A 16,059-nucleotide genomic window follows, 5' to 3' on the forward strand; every position below is an offset into this window, starting at 1 on the left:
GCGGTCGGGCGCCAGCGGCTGAAGTTTTACGTGGCGATGGCCGGGCAGGGGCTGTCCGGCCTCCGGTAATCAGATCATGCCGGCTTCCGGCGCCACGGGCTTCTCTTTCGGCTTGTAGCGGAAAGAGCGCAGGGCGACGTAGAAGACCGGGGTCAGGAACAGGCCGAGAATGGTGACGCCGAGCATGCCGGAGAAGACGGCGGTGCCAAGCGACTGGCGCATTTCGGCACCCGGGCCGGTGGCGATCATCAGCGGCACGACACCGAGGATGAAGGCAAAGGCGGTCATCAGGATCGGCCGCAGCCGGAGCCGGCTCGCCTCGATCGCGGCTTTGACGGGGTTCATTCCGTCATCCTGCGCCTGGCGGGCGAACTCGACGATCAGGATCGCGTTCTTCGCCGCAAGGCCGATCAGAACGATCAAGCCGATCTGCGTCAGGATGTTGTTGTCCAAACCCCTGAGATGCACGCCGACCAGAGCTGCAAGCACGGCCATCGGCACGACGAGGATGATCGCCAGCGGCAGTATCCAGCTTTCATACTGGGCCGACAGCGCCAGGAAGACGAAGATGACCGATAGCGCGAAGATGAAGATCGCCGTGTTGCCGGTGTTGCGCTCCTGGAAGGCGAGATCCGTCCATTCGAAGCCTGTGCCCGGCGGCAGGATTTGTGCGGCCAGTGCCTCCATCTTGTCGAGCGCAGTGCCCGTCGATACGCCGGGGGCAGGATTGCCCTGCAGCGGCACCGACACATACATGTTGTAGCGTTGGACGAGTGCCGGGCCGGTCATATCCCTGATATCGACCAGTGTTCCGAGCGGCACGAGGGCGCCGGCTGCCGAGCGGACTTTCAGGTTGAGAATGTCCTCACGCTCCAGCCGGTATTGCTGGTCGGCCTGCGCCCGCACCTGATAGACGCGGCCGAAGGCATTGAAGTCGTTGACATAGGAGGTGCCGAGGTTGATCGACAGCGTCTCGAAGATGTTGGGGATCGGCACGTTCAGCGCCCGCGCCTTGTCACGGTCGACCGCCAGGAAATATTGCGGGCTGGAAGCGGAGAAGGTGGTGAAGACGCCCGTCAGCCCTTCCGTCTGGTTGGCGGCACCCATCATCTGATAGGCAAGCCCGAGCGCGCGGCGCATGTCGGAGCTTTCGCGATCGACGATCTGCATCTTGAAACCACCGGAATTGCCGATGCCGCGGATCGACGGCGGCGGCACGGCAATGATGAAGGCTTCCTGGATGGCCTGCATCGTGCCGTAGAGCTGGCCGATGATCTGATCGGCGCTCTGCCCACGCTCCAGGCGTTCCTCGAAGGACGCGAAGGGTGTGAAGATGACGCCGGAATTCGAGGCGTTGGTGAAGGTTGCGCCGTTGAAACCGGCGAACGAAACCGCATCCTTGATGCCCGGCACCTTGCGGATCATCTCGGTCGCCTTCTTTACCACCGCGTCCGTGCGGGCAAGCGAGGCGCCTTCGGGCAGTTGCACGACGACGATCGCATAGCCCTGGTCCATCGTCGGCACGAAGCCGCGCGGCACGATCTGCGCCATATACCAGGTGCCCGCCAGCAATCCGAAAAAGACGATCAGGCTGGCGCCGAGCGCAATCTTCGTCGAGACGAGATGGCGGACGACCCAGGAGTATCCGTGGGTCATCCGGTCGAAACCGGTGTTGAAGCCGTTGGCAAGGCCGCGGCCGACGCGCGTGAACGGGTTGCGCGTTTCGTGATGTTCCTCATGCGGACGCAGGATCAGTGCCGCGAGCGCCGGCGAGAGGGTCAGCGAGTTGAGCGCCGAGATCGCGGTCGCCACCGAAATGGTGACGGCGAACTGCAGGTAAAACTGCCCGGAAATACCCGGGATGAAGGCCGTCGGCACGAAGACGGCGATCAAAACGAGCGAGATGGCGATGACGGCGGTGCCGACCTCGTCCATCGTCACATGCGAGGCCTGTTTGGGCGTCATGCCCTTGGCCAGATTGCGCTCGACGTTTTCGACGACGACGATCGCGTCGTCGACGACGATACCGATCGCCAGCACCAGGCCGAACAGCGTCAGCATGTTGAGCGAGAAACCGAAGGCCAGCAGCAGCGCGAAGGTGCCGATCAGCGACACGGGAATGGCGATGATCGGGATCAGCGCCGTGCGCCAGGACTGCAGGAAGACGAGCACCACGATGGCAACGAGAATGGCGGCCTCGAGAATGGTCTTGTAGACCTCGTTGATCGACTCCGAGATGAATTCCGTCGGGTTGTAGACGATGGTGTATTCGAGGCCCGGTGGGAAATCCTTGGAAAGTCTTTCCATCGTCGCCTTGATTTCCTCGGCGGCGTCGAGCGCATTCGTGCCCGGCCGCGAGAAGATGCCCATGGCGACGGCCGCCTTGCCGTTCAGGTAGCTGTTGGTGACATAATCCTTGGCGCCGAGCTCGATGCGGGCAACGTCCTGCAGCTGCACGAGACGGCCGCTTTCCGTTGCTTTCACGATGACATAGCGGAACTGGCGGGCGTCGCTGAAGCGGCCCTCGGTGGTGACGGTGTATTGGAACGCATTGGTGCCCGCGTTCGGCGGTCCGCCGATCGAGCCGCCGGAGACCTGGACGTTCTGGTCGCGCAGCGACTGCACGACGTCGCCGGAGGTCATGCCGTAGGAGGCGAGCTTTTCCGGATCGAGCCAGATGCGCAGCGCAAACTCGCGCTCGCCGAACAGGATGACGTCGCCGACGCCGTCGAGGCGCACCAGCAGGTCGCGGGCGCGGGTGCGGGCATAGTTGGAGACGTAGAGCTGGTCGTAGCGGTCGTTCGGCGACAGCAGGTGCACGACCATCATCAGGTCGGGCGAGCTCTTGGCCGTGGTGACGCCGATGCGGCGAACTTCTTCCGGCAACCTTGGTTCGGCGATCGAGACGCGGTTCTGGACCAGCACCTGCGCCTTGTCGAGGTCGGTGCCGAGCTTGAAGGTGACCGTTAGCGCCATTGAACCGTCGGCGGTCGAATAGGAGGACATGTAGAGCATGTCCTCGACGCCGTTGATTTCCTGCTCGAGCGGGGTCGAGACCGTGTTGGCGATCGTCTCGGCATCGGCACCCGGATAGGCCGTTCGGATGACGATGGTCGGCGGTGCGATTTCCGGATATTGCGCGACAGGCAACTGGAAATATGCGATGCCGCCGACGATCAAAAGGACGATCGACAGGACCGACGCGAAAATCGGCCTGTCCACGAAGAAATGGGCAAATTTCATTGGCCGTTCTCCGTCGCGGCGGCTTCGGGCGGCAGCGTGATCATTTGCGGGTCGACGACCACGCCGGGCCGCAGCCGCGTCAGCCCGTTGACGACGATGGTCTCGTCACCGGTCATGCCCTCGCGAATGACGCGATAGCCGTAGAGCCTCGGTCCAAGCCGCACCGGTTTCGTCGTAAAGCTGCCGTCCTCGGCAACGACATAGACCACCCGCTGATCCTGGTCGGAGCCGATCGCGTCATCCGGAATGAGGATGCCCTTGTAGGTGTTGGAAGCGCTGACTTCGACGCGGCCGAAAAGGCCTGGCTGCAGCACGAAATTCGAATTGTCGAAGCGGGCGCGCACCCGCATCGTGCCGGTTTCCTGGTCGACGCGGTTTTCGGCGAAATCGAGCTTGCCCTTGAAGGGTTTCTCCGTGGAATCGGCGATGGTCACATAGACATCGAGCGACCCGCCGCCCTCCTGCAGGTTGCTCCCGTGCTCGCGCGCCTGGCGAGCGTAGTTGAGCAGGCGGCGTTCGTCGACGTCGAAATAGAAGTCGATGGGATCGAGCGAGACGATCGTCGTCAGCGAAGTTTGGTCGGCCTGCACGAGATTGCCGACCGAAACCAGCCGGCGATCGATACGACCGGCCAGCGGTGCAATGATCTTCGTGTATTCGAGGTCGAGCTCCGCCCTGGCGAGGCTCGCTTCCGCGCCGCGCAGATTGGCCTGCGCCGACCGGAGCTCGCGACGGCGGTCGTCAAGGGTGGAGACCGGAAGCGTTCCCTTCTGAACGAGCGATTCCGTGCGTGTGAATTCGGCTTCGGCGAAGACGAGCGTGGATTTCGCAACTTCAAGGGATGAGGTGGCGACGTCGAGCGCAGTCTGAAACGGCCGCTGGTCGATGATGAAAAGCTGATCGCCCTTCTTCACCATGGCGCCGTCGGTGAAATCGACCTGATCGAGATAACCGCCGATCCGCGACCGGACCGTCACTTCATCGACGGCTTCGAAGCGGCCGATGAACTCATCGACGTCGACGACATCGCGAACAACCGGCTTGGCCACCGTGACAGCGGGCGTCTGTTGTTCCTGAGCTGAGGACGGGGTTGCGGACAGAGCCGTGGAGAAAAGCAGTATCGCCGGAACCAGCCAGTTTCTGAGCATGTGCAAGTCCTCTCTAGGCGCATCAAACGTGTCGTTCCGGTGCGGACGCACGGAAAAAGTCATGTAGAGCGCAACTGGCCGAGACCTGTCGGGTCAATAATCTGGAGGTAGTCGAGACGCGGGCTTGACCAATCTGCGGTAGTCTGAAATCTGAAAAGAATTCAATTTTCTGCGGCCTTTTCAGCTAATTAGCCAATCGGGCGAGGTCCGTTTCCAGGGCAGCTTACATTATTCCGGCAACGTGTCACCTCGAAAAGCCATGTCCCGACACATCCGCTCCATTTAAGTTTCTCCTGTTTTTCAGAGATGCGGCGCGCATACGATGACTGCGTCGCAGGCCGCGTCCGCACAGCCATGAACCGGGGTTGCGAAGGTTCAGACCATGCCGCCATTGGCGCGCAGGACCTGGCCGTTGATCCATGAACCGTCGGGGCCTGTAAGGAAAGCGACCGCGGCGGCGATGTCTTCCGGGGTGCCGAGGCGTTCCAGCGGGTTCATCTTCGACATGCAGGCGATCAGTTCGTCCGACTTGCCGGTGAGGAAGAGGTCGGTGGCCGTCGGACCGGGGGCGACCGCGTTGACGGTGATCGAGCGGCCGCGCAGTTCCTTCGACAGGATGGCGGTCAACGTTTCGACGGCGGCCTTGGTGGCGGCATAGACACCGTAGTTTTCGAGCTTCAGGCCAACGACGCTGGTCGAGAAGTTGACGATCCGGCCGCCGTCGCGCAGGCGCTTTGCCGCTTCCCGCAAGGTGTTGAAGGTGCCCTTCAGGTTGACGTTGATCTGGCGGTCGAACAGGGTATCCGAGCTTTCAGCAAGCGACGAGAGCGTCATGATGCCGGCATTGTTGACCAGGACATCGATACCGCCGAAGGCAGCTTCTGCCGCGTCGAACATGCGGCGGACGGCGTCAGTGTCGCTGATGTCGGCTTTCGCGGTGAGCGCGCGGCCGCCCTCGTCTTCGATCTTGCGGGCCAGTGCCTCAGCCGGAGCGGCATCACCGGAGTAGTTGATGACGACGGTGAAGCCGTCCTTGGCCAGGCGTTCGGCGATGGCGGCGCCGATCCCGCGCGAGGCGCCGGTGACGATTGCTACCTTGTTATTGCCATTCGACATTTTCGTTCTCCTTTAAGTGTTCTGCGCCGCAGCGCGGTTTCGATGAGGAGAAGATGCGTCTTTTCTTGCGGCGGATAATCAGTCATTCTTCGGCATTACTATTCGGCAGCGGCGAACAATCATCATGGACAGATTTGAGGCAATGCGGGTGTTTACCCGCGTGGTGGAGCGGCGCAGCTTCACGCTCGCCGCCGAGGACACGGGGCTTCCCCGGTCGACGGTGACCGATGCGGTAAAACAGCTGGAGGCGCGGCTTGGCGTCAGGCTTCTGCAGCGCACGACCCGACATGTCAGCCCGACGCTCGACGGCGAAGCCTATTACCGGCGGTGCCTGACCATCCTGTCCGATATCGAGGATGCGGAGGGGGCCTTTGCCGGCGCCAAGCCCAAGGGCCTTCTGCGCGTCGATGTACATGGCAGGCTGGCGCGGCACTTCGTCCTGCCGGGATTGCCTGCTTTCCTGAAGGAATATCCGGATCTCCAACTCTACATGAGCGAGGGCGACCGGCTGGTCGATCTGATCCGCGAGGGAATAGATTGCGTGCTGCGCGTCGGCGACCTGCAGGACAGTGACATGATCGCGCGCCGCGTCGGGCTCTTGGAGGAAGTCACCTGCGCCTCGCCCGAATACATCGCCCGATTCGGCATGCCGAAGAACCTCGACGATCTCGGTGGGCACCAGATGATCGGCTTCTGGTCGACGGCTATCGGCGGATTATTGCCGCTCGAGTTCACGGTGGCGGGAACAATCCGCAATATCTCCCTGCCGGCGGTCGTTTCGGTCAATGGCGCCGATACGCTGGCGGCTTCGGCGCGGCTGGGGCTCGGCATCATGCAGGCGCCGCGGTATGCGCTGGAGGATGACCTAAAAAACGGTACGCTGGTTGCCATTCTTCGGGACAATCCGCCGACGCCGACGCCAGTATCGCTTCTCTATCCGCGCAACCGCCAGCTGTCTCCGCGTGTGCGCGTCTTCATCGACTGGCTTTCGCGCGAATTTGCCGCGCGGCAAGAAGGCCGTTAAAAAGAAATCTTGGATCGAGGCTTGCCTTTCGGACTGGTGTTACCCACATCCGCGCCTCCAGCCGCATCGTCCAGCTTCATGGACATACCCGACGCATAGATTTCGACCGCCCCGCTCGCTTAAATCCGTTTCGGGTTGCGGGGTTGTGCGTTAGATGTGCAAATGCCCGAGATTCAGGATTATCGACATGAACGCACACGATATCAGCGAAATCTCCGCCTGGCTGACAACCCAAGGCATCAAGGGCACCGACGAGATGGATATCGTCAACGGCTTCTGTCAGCGTGCCCGCGCCGCCGGCATGCGGCTCGATCGCGGGCTGGCGCTGATCGACACGCTGCACCCCGTCTATGAGGGGCGCGCCTTCCAGTGGGACAGCCAGGAGCCAGTGAGGACGGCATTCGAATATGGGCCGACCAATGAGGGCGTTTCGGCGGAAAACTGGGAGCGCTCGGCCTTTCACTATATGCGCGAAAACAACAAGAACGAGGTCCGCCGCCGCCTCGGCTTCGGCGATCCCCTCGATTTCTTCACGCTCGATACGCTGCTGGCTGCCGGCCACAAGGACTATATCGCGATGATCCACCGGTTCGCCAAGGACAGCCATATCGGCGACATGGACTGTTTCTACTCGCATTGGACGACGATGGATGACGGCGGTTTTCGTGACGAGGACTTAGCGGCACTGCGGCAATTGGTGCCGGTGCTCGCGCTGGCGATCAAGTCGGGTTCGCTGACCCGCATCTCGCGCACGATCGCAGAAGTCTATCTCGGCGAGGACGCGGCCAAGCAGGTACTGGAAGGCCGTATCTCGCGCGGCAAGGCGGAGCGGATTTCGGCGGTGCTGTGGTTCTCGGACCTGCAAAACTACACCCGCATCTCCGACAACCTGCCGCCGGACGAGATCATTCCCTTCCTCAATGATTATGCCGACGCGGTCATTTCCTCGATCCACGAGGCGGGCGGCAACGTGCTGAAGCTGATCGGCGACGGCACGCTGGCGATCTTCAAGGCGGGGGAGCGGGAGGACGCCTGCGCCCGGGCCTTGCTCGCCGAGCAGCTTTTGCGGGAAAAGCTGAAAGGCCTGAACGAGCGCCGACGTTCGGAAAACCGCCCCGTGACGGAGGTCTATCTCGGGCTTCACATCGGCGACGTCTTTTATGGCAATATCGGCTCCAGCGACCGCCTCGATTTCACCGTCATCGGCCCGGCTGTCAACGAAGTCAGCCGTATCGCTTCGATGTGCCGCTTCGTCGATCGCAGCGTCATCATGTCCTCGCAGTTCGTCGCCGCGGCCCCGCCGCCGCGCAATGCCGAGGTGGTCTCGATCGGCCGCTACGCGCTACGCGGCGTCAAACGGGCGCAGGAACTGTTCACGCTGATGCCGCTGGAGAAGGCGGAGGAGTAACGGCCGATCCGGTCAGACCTTCCGACCGTCCTCGTTGAAGAAATGCAGGTTTGCCACGGGAAGCCGGACAGCGACCTCGCCGTGCATGCCGAGGAAGCGGCGGTCCAGCGTGAAGGCCTTGAAGGCGACAGGGCCGAGCTTCAGGTGGACGATGATGCCGAAGCCGGTGGGTTCGACGAGATCGACGGTTGCCTTCAGCACATCCGGGCCCTCGGCGCCGAGCACCACATGCTCCGGCCGGATGCCGAGCGTGGCGCGGCTGCCGTCTTCGAGATTGGCGGTGCTGCCGAGCGGCAGGACGATGCCGCCGGTGAGGGCGAAGTTTGCTGTGTCGCCCGTTTGCATGTAGCGACCTTCGAAGAAATTCATGCCGGGCGAGCCGATGAAGCCGGCGACGAAGAGGTTGGCGGGATTGTCGTAGAGTTCGAGCGGGCTGCCGACCTGCTGGATGATGCCGCCATGCATGGCAACGATCCGGTCGGCGAGCGTCATCGCCTCGATCTGGTCGTGGGTGACGTAGATGGAGGTGGCGCCGAGGTCCTGGTGCAGTTTCTTGATTTCGGCGCGCATCTGTTCGCGCAGGCGGGCGTCGAGGTTGGAGAGCGGCTCGTCGAACAGGAAGGCCTTTGGCTGGCGGACGATGGCACGGCCCATGGCGACGCGCTGGCGCTGGCCCCCGGAGAGCGCCTTGGGACGGCGCTCCATCAGGGGATCGAGCCCGAGTTTGTTCGCCGCGCTGGAGACGACGGACGCGATCTTGTCCTTCGCGGTTTTCCTCAGCCGCAGGCTGTAGCTCATGTTCTTCGCCACGCTCATATGCGGATAGAGCGCGTAGGACTGGAACACCATGGCGATATCCCGATCCTTCGGGGCGAGGTCGTTGACCCGCTTTCCGGCGATGCGGATTTCGCCTTCGGTGACGGCTTCCAGACCGGCGATCATGCGCAGAAGCGTCGATTTTCCGCAGCCGGAGGGGCCGACGAGGACGACGAACTCGCCGTCCTTGATTTCGAGATCGACGCCGTGCAGCACCGGATGGATGCCGTAGGATTTCTGGACGTGGGCGATATCGATGGATGCCATGGGTTCAGCCTTTCACGGCGCCGGCCGTCAGGCCCTGCACGAGGTAACGTTGGATCAACAGGAAGAACAGGCAGGCGGGGATGAGCGCCAGCACGCCCGCCGCCATCATCTGTCCGAAGTCGACCGAGAATTTCGAGACGAAGGACAGGAGCCCGACCGGAAAGGTCGCCGCATCGTTTCCGGAGATCAGCATCAGCGAGAACAGGAGTTCGCTCCAGGCGGAGGTGAAGACGAAGCCGAGCGTTGCGGCAATGCCGGGCAGCGTCAGCGGCAGGATGATCTGGCGGAAGGCGACGAACTGGGTTGCGCCGTCGATCATCGCGGCTTCCTCCAGATCCTTCGGGATGCCATCGAAGAAGGACTGCATCAGGAAGGTGGCGAAGGGCACGTTGAAGGCGGTGTAGACGATGACGAGGCCGGTCAGGCTGTTGGTGAGGCCGAGCGGCGAGAGTATCTTGAAGATCGGCGCGACCAGCATGACCAGCGGGAACATCTGGGTGAGCAGCATCAGCGTCACGATCCAGTATTTGCCGCGAAAGTTGAAGCGCGACATGGCATAGCCGGCGAGCGAGGCAAGCACCGTCACGATGACAGCGGTCGAACCCGAGACGATCAGGCTGTTCTTGAAGAAGACAGGGAAATCGCTGTGCTTCAGCACGAACTCGAAATGCTCGAAGCTCGTCCGCGACGGCCACATCTTGATGCCTTCGGAATAGAGCAGCTTGTTGGGCGTCACTGATACTTTCAAGAGCCAGTAGAGCGGGAAAAGCGCGAAAGCGACATAGGCGAGGATGGCGAGACGGTGCGCGAGGATGGAGAGGATGCGTTTGGCGGTCACGATCTCAATCCTTGCTCAGGAGCCACTGCCGCAACACGACGATCAGCATCGAATAGGTGATCAGGAGCACGAGCAGTACGAGCGCGATGGCCGAGGCATAGCCGAAATCGAGCCGCTTGAAGGCCTGGGTGAAAATGTAGCTGGCGACGATCTGGCTGCGGTCCGCGGGGCCACCATTGGTCATGACGATGATCAGGTCGGCAAAGTTGGAAATCCAGACGGTGCGCAAGAGAACGGTGATGGCAATGGTCGGGGCGAGGAACGGCAGGGTGATGGAGATGAACCGTTGCACAGGCCCGGCGCCATCGATGCTGGCGGCCTCATAGAGATCGCGCGGGATCGCTTGCAGGGCGGCAAGCAGGGTGATCGCGAAGAAGGGGATGCCCCACCAGACATTCGCGATGATCGGCCCCCACATGGAAAGCTGCGGATCGGAGAGAATATTGGCGGGCTCGCTCATCAGGCCGAGCGCATAGAACCAGTGGGGCAGGGGGCCGACGACGGGATTGAACAGCCACGACCAGTTAAGACCGGCGAGGAAGCTCGGAACGGCCCAGGGCAGGAAGACCAGCGCCTGCACGATGGCGCGGCCGTAGAAGGGCTTGTCGAGCAACAAAGCGAGGATGAGGCCGAAGATAAACTGCAGGAGGACGGACCAGCCGGTCCACCACAGCGTGTTTCGGAGCGCCCGATAGAAATTCTGGTCCTGCGACAGGGTCTTGAAATGGTCGAGCCCGATGAAACCGCCGGAGAAGGGATTGAGCAGCTGGATATCGCGGAAGGCATAGGAGATCCCCAGCACCAACGGCACCAGCATGACGGTGACGATGAGGATCAGCGCCGGCGCGCTATAGAGATAGGGCGCAGACGCGTCGGCAAGGCGCTTTTTCAGCGGCCGTTGGTCCCTGCGTGCGCCGCGAGCGTGGGCTGCGAGTGAATCCATCGTCAAATATTCCGTTTCGCGGCATGTTTCTCGGGGACAAGCCGTGTTTCCAGTCAGGAATGAAGCCGCAGGCAGCGAAAAGGAGGCTGCTGCCTGCGGTTCAAGGCTTATGACTATTTGCTCGCGAGGTACTTCTGCTGAGCCTTGGTCATATAGTCAGCCCATTGCTTGGCCATCTCTTCCGGCGTAATATCGCCGAGCATGGCTTCCTGGCTGGTCTTGATCGCCATCGAATCCTTGAAGAAGGCAAATTCTTCGAGATAGGTCGGCATGACGGTCGGTACGGCGTCCTTGTCGGCCAGTTCCTCGAACCAGCCCTTGAACTGCTCGCTGGCATAGAAGGGGTCCTTCTCGGCCGCTTTCAGGGCGGGCAGGGCGCCGATGCGCTTGTTCCACTCGATATTTCCTTCCGGGCCCTCGAGCGTTGCGATCAGCTTCCAGGCGAGGTCCTTGTTGGCGCTTGCCGACATCATCGACCAGCCTGCATACCCGATAGTCGGGAAGGTCTTGCCGGACGGGCCCTTCGGCATGGTGGTGACGCCGTAATCGGCCGCCTCCATGCGTTCGCTGATGGCGATCAAGGCGTCCGGGTCCTGGTCGAGCATGGCGCAGGTTCCGGTGTAGAAGCCCGCGACGATTTCGTTGAAGCCCCAGTTGACGCTGTCCTTCGGTGCGTAACCGTTCTTGTAGAGATCGGTCAGCCAGGTGAAGCCCTTGACCCAGCCTTCTTCGCTGAATTTCGACGTGCCGTCTTCGTTGAAGTAGGTATTGTCGCCGGCCATTGTTGCGCCGAACATCATCCAGCCGTTGAGGCCGCCCGGGCCGCCGCGCATGCAATAGGCATATTTGCCCGGCAGTTTCTTGATCTTTTCGGCGGCGGCAACGAAGTCGTCCATCGTCTTCGGCGGGCCTTCGACGCCGGCCTCTGCCAGGATCTTTTTGTTGTAGAACATGGCGCGCAGATAGAAGCCATAGGGCAGCATATAGGCCGTGTCCTTGACGTCGCGGCCAAGTTCGAGCGCCCGGTCCGTCAGGCCGGACGTGTGTTCCCATTCCTTGAGATAGGGCTCGAGGCTTTCGAGCATGCCGTTATTGGCATAGAGCGACAGCCAGGTGTCGGGCATTTCCATCACATCCGGGATTTCACCGGCCGAGACCATGGTGGCAAACTTCTGGAAGGCTTCGCCCCAGGGGAGCGAGATGACCTCGACCGTGGTGCCAGGGTTCGCCGCTTCGAACTTGGCGACGATCGACTTCAGCGTCTCGGTGCGCTCGGGGCTGGTGATGACTTCCACCAGCTTCAGCTTGGTATCGGCAAGGGCGGTGCCTGCCATCAGAGAGGCGAACAGCGTCGCCGCAATCAGTTTCCTCATTTTCATTTCCCCTTTTTTGTTGGGTGGTTGCTTGCCGTCGTGTCAGCCTGATGAGGCGGCAGTGATTGCCGCTTCGAGATCGCTCCAGAGGGCCTCCGTTCCCTCCAGGCCGACATGGAGCCGTACCGACCGCGGACTGATGCCGAAGGCGACCGCGGAATTGGGCTGTGCTTTTTGTGCGAGAACGACGTCGCCCGGCACGACCAGGCTCTCGTGCCCGCCCCAGCTGACGCCCAGCTTGAACAGCTTGAGGTGATCGGAAAACGTGCGGACATCGATGCCGTCGCGGAAAATGAACGAGAACAGGCCTGATGTGCCCGACAGGCCGGGCGCCAGTTGGTTGGCTAGGCCGGGATAGCAGACGGTCTCGACCGCCTCGTGGGCCTGCAGGCGCTTGGCAAGCGCTGTCGCCGACTGTTCATGCGCCTTCATGCGGATCGGTAGCGTGCGCATACCGCGGATCAACAGCCAGGCATCGAAGGGCGAGAGCTTGCCGCCGAGATAGGGGTAAGCTTCCGAGCGGATGCGGCCGATCAGTTCCTTCGAGCCGGCGACGACGCCGGCAACGACGTCGCTGTGGCCGCCGAGATATTTGGAGGCCGAATGGATGACTAGATCGACGCCGAGCGAAATCGGCTGCTGGAAGATCGGGCTTGCCCAGCTGTTGTCGATCGTCGTGACGACGCCGTGGCGCTTGGCAAGGGCTGTGAGGGCTGCAACGTCATGGGTTTCCATGATCCAGCTTGTCGGGCTTTCCAGATAGAGAAGTTTCGCGCCGGGCAAGGCCCTTGCGACCGCTTCCTCGTCGCGGCCATCGACATAGGTCACTTCGATACGCATGCGCTTCAACAGCGTGCCGAACAGGCGGAAGGCATCCGGATAGAGATGCTTGACGGCGACGATGCGGTCGCCCGGTTCAACGAAGGAGAGAACGGTGGAGGAGATGGCCGACATGCCGCTGGCAAAGCCGATCGCGTCTTCCGCGCCTTCGAGTTTCGCCAGCATCTCCTCGAACATGCGCACTGTCGGATTGAGACCGCGCGTGTAGATCGGCCGGATCTTCTCGCCGCGATACGAGGCGACCATGTCGTCATAATCGGTGAAGGTGAAGAGCGAGGTCTGCACGATCGGCGGCACGACGGCGTCATAGGCATTGCTCTCGTCATGGGCGACGATGAGGGAGGCATCTTCGAACGGATCGAACCCGTTGCTCATTTGGACATTTCCTTGATGTCTTCCTCGACGATGGCGAGGATTTTCAGTGTTTCGGCGCGCGCCGCTTCAGGGTCCCGCGCGGCAATGGCGTTGAAGAGCGTGCGGTGGAACGGGAAGGACCGGCGCGCGAAGTCCGGCCGGTCGAAAGGCTTTTCCCAGAAGCGCTCGAAGGCTTCGCGCATCTGTTCCAGAAGTTGCTTGAACAGCGGATTGTGGGTGGCGTCGTAGATGGCGAGATGGAAGGCCAGGTCTTCCGGGCCGGATGTGCCCTTGGAAAGATGCACCCGCTCCATCTCGTTCAGCTTTTCCTCAATCGTCTTCAGGTCTTCGGCCGTGCGCATGCGGGCGGCGACCATGCCGGCCTCGGCCTCGATGCCGCGGCGGACTTCCAAGGTCTTCAACAGCGCATCGCGCAGATGGGTGGTTTCCAGCGACAACGGCATATGGATGGTGGCAACGGAAATCGGCTTCAAAAGGTATGTGCCGCTGCCCTTGCGCGCCTCGACGACGCCGAGCGCCTGGAAATGACGGATGACTTCGCGAATGGTCGAGCGGCCGACGCCGAGCGCCGCCATCAACTCGCGCTCGGCCGGAAGCCGGTCGCCGGGAACCAGATTGGAGCGCTGGATATAGTCGGCAAGCGCAGCCGTCACCTGCTGGGCCCGGTCCGCCGGGGGCAGGGGGATGAGGGTCGCTCTTGCATCCTTGTGCTTCATCGCCCGCTTTCCGGCTGAAACCAAAATTGGTCTGACATCTGAGCAATAATGCAAATCAAGCGAGGTGCGTCAAGGGGCCAATTGCGGTTCGAGCCGCTGAAGTGAAGTGATGCCGGTGGAGTGAAAACGGCGCGCGTCAGACGAAAGTCCAAGCGCCGGTTTGACCGCGATCAATGTTGCCGAATTCCAACGGTTTATGCTGGGCGGTAACAGAAGGAGGTTTTCATGTTTCAGCACATTCTCATCCCGATCGACGGCTCTAAACTGTCGGCGACGGCGCTTGACCTTGGTATTGAACTCGCTCGCGATGCCAAGGCGCGCGTGACGGTTCTGACGGTGGTGGAGCCATTCCATTTGTTCACGGCGGACAGCGAACAGCTTGCAAGCACCCGCGACGAATATGAAGAGCACGCACGCAGCGTTGCCGTACGGCATCTTGCCGAAGCCGAACGGAAGGCGAGCAGCTACGGCGTCAGCTGCGACACCGTGCAGATCAGCAGCGACGAACCTTACCGGGCCATCATCGCCACCGCCCAGAACAAGGGCTGCGACCTGATCGCCATGGCGTCGCACGGGAGGCGCGGCATTGACGCGTTGCTGCTTGGAAGCGTGACGACCAAAGTGCTCACCCACTCCAAGATACCGGTGCTCGTCTATCGTTGAAATGGCGGCCTTGTCTCGGATGAGGTAAGCTGTCCGGATGCAATCCCCGCATCGGTGCCGGAGTGTTCCCGCGCTCGAAACAGGCAGGTGGGAGATGTTGTTCGCAAACCGCAAGGACGCAGGTCGCAAGCTGGCAGCGGCATTGGCCGGCTATCGTGAGAAAAGCCCGGTCATCGTTGCGCTGCCGCGCGGCGGCGTGATTGTCGCTTCCGAAATTGCCAGTGCGCTTGACGCGTCGCTGGACCTACTTTTCGTTCAAAAGATCGGCGTGCCGTTCCAGCCGGAGCTGGCGATGGGGGCCATTGTCGACGGAGCGGAGCCGACGATCTTTCGCAACGAAAGCGTGATCCGGCAGGCTGGAATCCGCGAAAAGGAATTTTCGGCGATCTGTCGGTTGGAACAGGCGGAGATCGACCGACGGCGGCAGCGTTATCTCGGCGACCGCGGCAACATTCCTCTTAGCGGGCGCGTGGTCATCGTGGTCGATGACGGCATCGCAACCGGCTCTACCGTCAACGCGGCGCTCAAGGCCATTCGAAGACAAGAGCCGCGGGAGCTGGTGCTGGCCGTTCCGGTTGCGCCGGCCGAAACCCTTGAACAGTTGGACCGGGATGTTGATGCACTCATCTGCCTCGAAACGCCGCCCGTCTTCTACGCTGTCGGGCATTTTTACAATGAATTTCATCAGGTGAGCGATGCGGAAGTCATTTCCGTTCTGGAGATCGCCAACCAAGAGGGGCCAACGGAGAATTCCTAGCCGCATTTTCCGCATTGACTGGAGAGATGAGCCGATCAGATTATCTCAGGCTCCGGGCTGCAAGGCCTCGCGGATAGGTCCGCTCGCCGAGCGGAACACGGCGAGCAGCCGATCCATCATCAAAATCTCCGCCGGGCTGCTGCGTGCGGACGGTCTGGTTACCAAATAGACATCGGCGGCCGGCGGGTTAGGGCGGCAATTGCCAGAGCTGGCGCGCCTCGATGTCGGCAGCGACCACGTGGATCGGCAGCGCCTAATGTATTTGTCCACCCGAGTCCACTATGGTTTGATCGTCTCGATCGACAGACCCAACGAGGCGTTGACGTGAAGGACAGAAGCCAGCCGTTCCTGATTTCGGGCTCAGTGTCGAAGAGCGGCGCGAAGCTGTGCGCGGTCACTATTACGAATATCCGAGCATTGACGGCGCGCGTGGCGAGATCTGCTGCTACACGCGATCCTTTGCCTATGCGGGCGGCGCCATGGTGGACCTGCATATCCGTTCGACGGCATCTTCCTGCCGGGTCGAACGCGT

13 protein-coding genes are annotated in these 16,059 nt (G+C 61.7%); 4 read left to right on the top strand and 9 right to left on the bottom strand.

Annotated elements, in window-relative coordinates; all coding sequences use genetic code 11:
• Nucleotides 1-69: 69 nt before the first annotated feature.
• The 3 genes from ACSQ3F_RS28660 to ACSQ3F_RS28670 all read right to left on the bottom strand — a co-directional run bounded on the left by ACSQ3F_RS28660 (nt 70) and on the right by ACSQ3F_RS28670 (nt 5,507).
• Complete coding sequence (locus ACSQ3F_RS28660; RefSeq protein ID WP_436103547.1) at nt 70-3,243, bottom strand: efflux RND transporter permease subunit; 3,174 nt, start codon at nt 3,241-3,243, stop codon at nt 70-72.
• A complete protein-coding gene (locus ACSQ3F_RS28665; RefSeq protein ID WP_436103548.1) occupies nt 3,240-4,391 on the bottom strand; it encodes an efflux RND transporter periplasmic adaptor subunit in 1,152 nt (383 codons plus the stop codon). The genes ACSQ3F_RS28660 and ACSQ3F_RS28665 overlap by 4 nt, the downstream gene beginning before the upstream one ends.
• A 375-nt stretch (nt 4,392-4,766) precedes the next feature.
• Nucleotides 4,767-5,507, bottom strand: coding sequence for an SDR family oxidoreductase (locus tag ACSQ3F_RS28670; RefSeq protein ID WP_436103549.1), 741 nt, complete (start codon nt 5,505-5,507; stop codon nt 4,767-4,769).
• Between the two features lie 124 nt (nt 5,508-5,631).
• Here ACSQ3F_RS28670 and ACSQ3F_RS28675 point away from each other — a divergent pair, with 124 nt between their 5' ends.
• A complete protein-coding gene (locus ACSQ3F_RS28675; RefSeq protein WP_436103550.1) occupies nt 5,632-6,531 on the top strand; it encodes a LysR family transcriptional regulator in 900 nt (299 codons plus the stop codon).
• A gap of 187 nt (nt 6,532-6,718) precedes the next feature.
• Complete coding sequence (locus ACSQ3F_RS28680; RefSeq protein ID WP_436103551.1) at nt 6,719-7,939, top strand: adenylate/guanylate cyclase domain-containing protein; 1,221 nt, start codon at nt 6,719-6,721, stop codon at nt 7,937-7,939.
• Between the two features lie 12 nt (nt 7,940-7,951).
• Here ACSQ3F_RS28680 and ACSQ3F_RS28685 read toward each other — a convergent pair whose 3' ends face one another.
• The 6 genes from ACSQ3F_RS28685 to ACSQ3F_RS28710 form a co-directional block, all read right to left on the bottom strand.
• Nucleotides 7,952-9,022, bottom strand: a complete 1,071-nt coding sequence (locus tag ACSQ3F_RS28685; protein ID WP_436103552.1) for an ABC transporter ATP-binding protein — start codon at nt 9,020-9,022, stop codon at nt 7,952-7,954.
• A gap of 4 nt (nt 9,023-9,026) precedes the next feature.
• Nucleotides 9,027-9,860 carry a carbohydrate ABC transporter permease gene (locus ACSQ3F_RS28690; RefSeq protein WP_436103553.1) on the bottom strand — a complete coding sequence of 278 codons (834 nt, stop codon included), beginning with the start codon at nt 9,858-9,860 and terminating at the stop codon, nt 9,027-9,029.
• Between the two features lie 4 nt (nt 9,861-9,864).
• Nucleotides 9,865-10,803: a carbohydrate ABC transporter permease gene (locus ACSQ3F_RS28695; RefSeq protein WP_436103554.1), complete on the bottom strand. Its 939-nt coding sequence runs from the start codon at nt 10,801-10,803 to the stop codon at nt 9,865-9,867.
• A gap of 113 nt (nt 10,804-10,916) precedes the next feature.
• Nucleotides 10,917-12,176, bottom strand: coding sequence for an ABC transporter substrate-binding protein (locus tag ACSQ3F_RS28700; protein WP_436103555.1), 1,260 nt, complete (start codon nt 12,174-12,176; stop codon nt 10,917-10,919).
• A gap of 42 nt (nt 12,177-12,218) precedes the next feature.
• Nucleotides 12,219-13,391, bottom strand: coding sequence for a PLP-dependent transferase (locus ACSQ3F_RS28705; RefSeq protein ID WP_436103556.1), 1,173 nt, complete (start codon nt 13,389-13,391; stop codon nt 12,219-12,221).
• The gene (locus ACSQ3F_RS28710; RefSeq protein WP_436103557.1) at nt 13,388-14,107 is read right to left on the bottom strand and encodes a FadR/GntR family transcriptional regulator; all 720 of its coding nucleotides are present in this window, start codon (nt 14,105-14,107) and stop codon (nt 13,388-13,390) included. The genes ACSQ3F_RS28705 and ACSQ3F_RS28710 overlap by 4 nt, the downstream gene beginning before the upstream one ends.
• 225 nt (nt 14,108-14,332) lie before the next feature.
• Here ACSQ3F_RS28710 and ACSQ3F_RS28715 point away from each other — a divergent pair, with 225 nt between their 5' ends.
• Nucleotides 14,333-14,770 (top strand): universal stress protein, encoded by a 438-nt coding sequence (locus ACSQ3F_RS28715; RefSeq protein WP_436103558.1) that lies wholly within the window; start codon nt 14,333-14,335, stop codon nt 14,768-14,770.
• Between the two features lie 94 nt (nt 14,771-14,864).
• Nucleotides 14,865-15,527, top strand: a complete 663-nt coding sequence (locus tag ACSQ3F_RS28720) for a phosphoribosyltransferase (protein WP_436103559.1) — start codon at nt 14,865-14,867, stop codon at nt 15,525-15,527.
• Nucleotides 15,528-16,059: the final 532 nt, after the last annotated feature.

It is taken from the genome of Pararhizobium sp. LjRoot238 (assembly GCF_964252955.1).
Lineage (GTDB): Bacteria > Pseudomonadota > Alphaproteobacteria > Rhizobiales > Rhizobiaceae > Pararhizobium.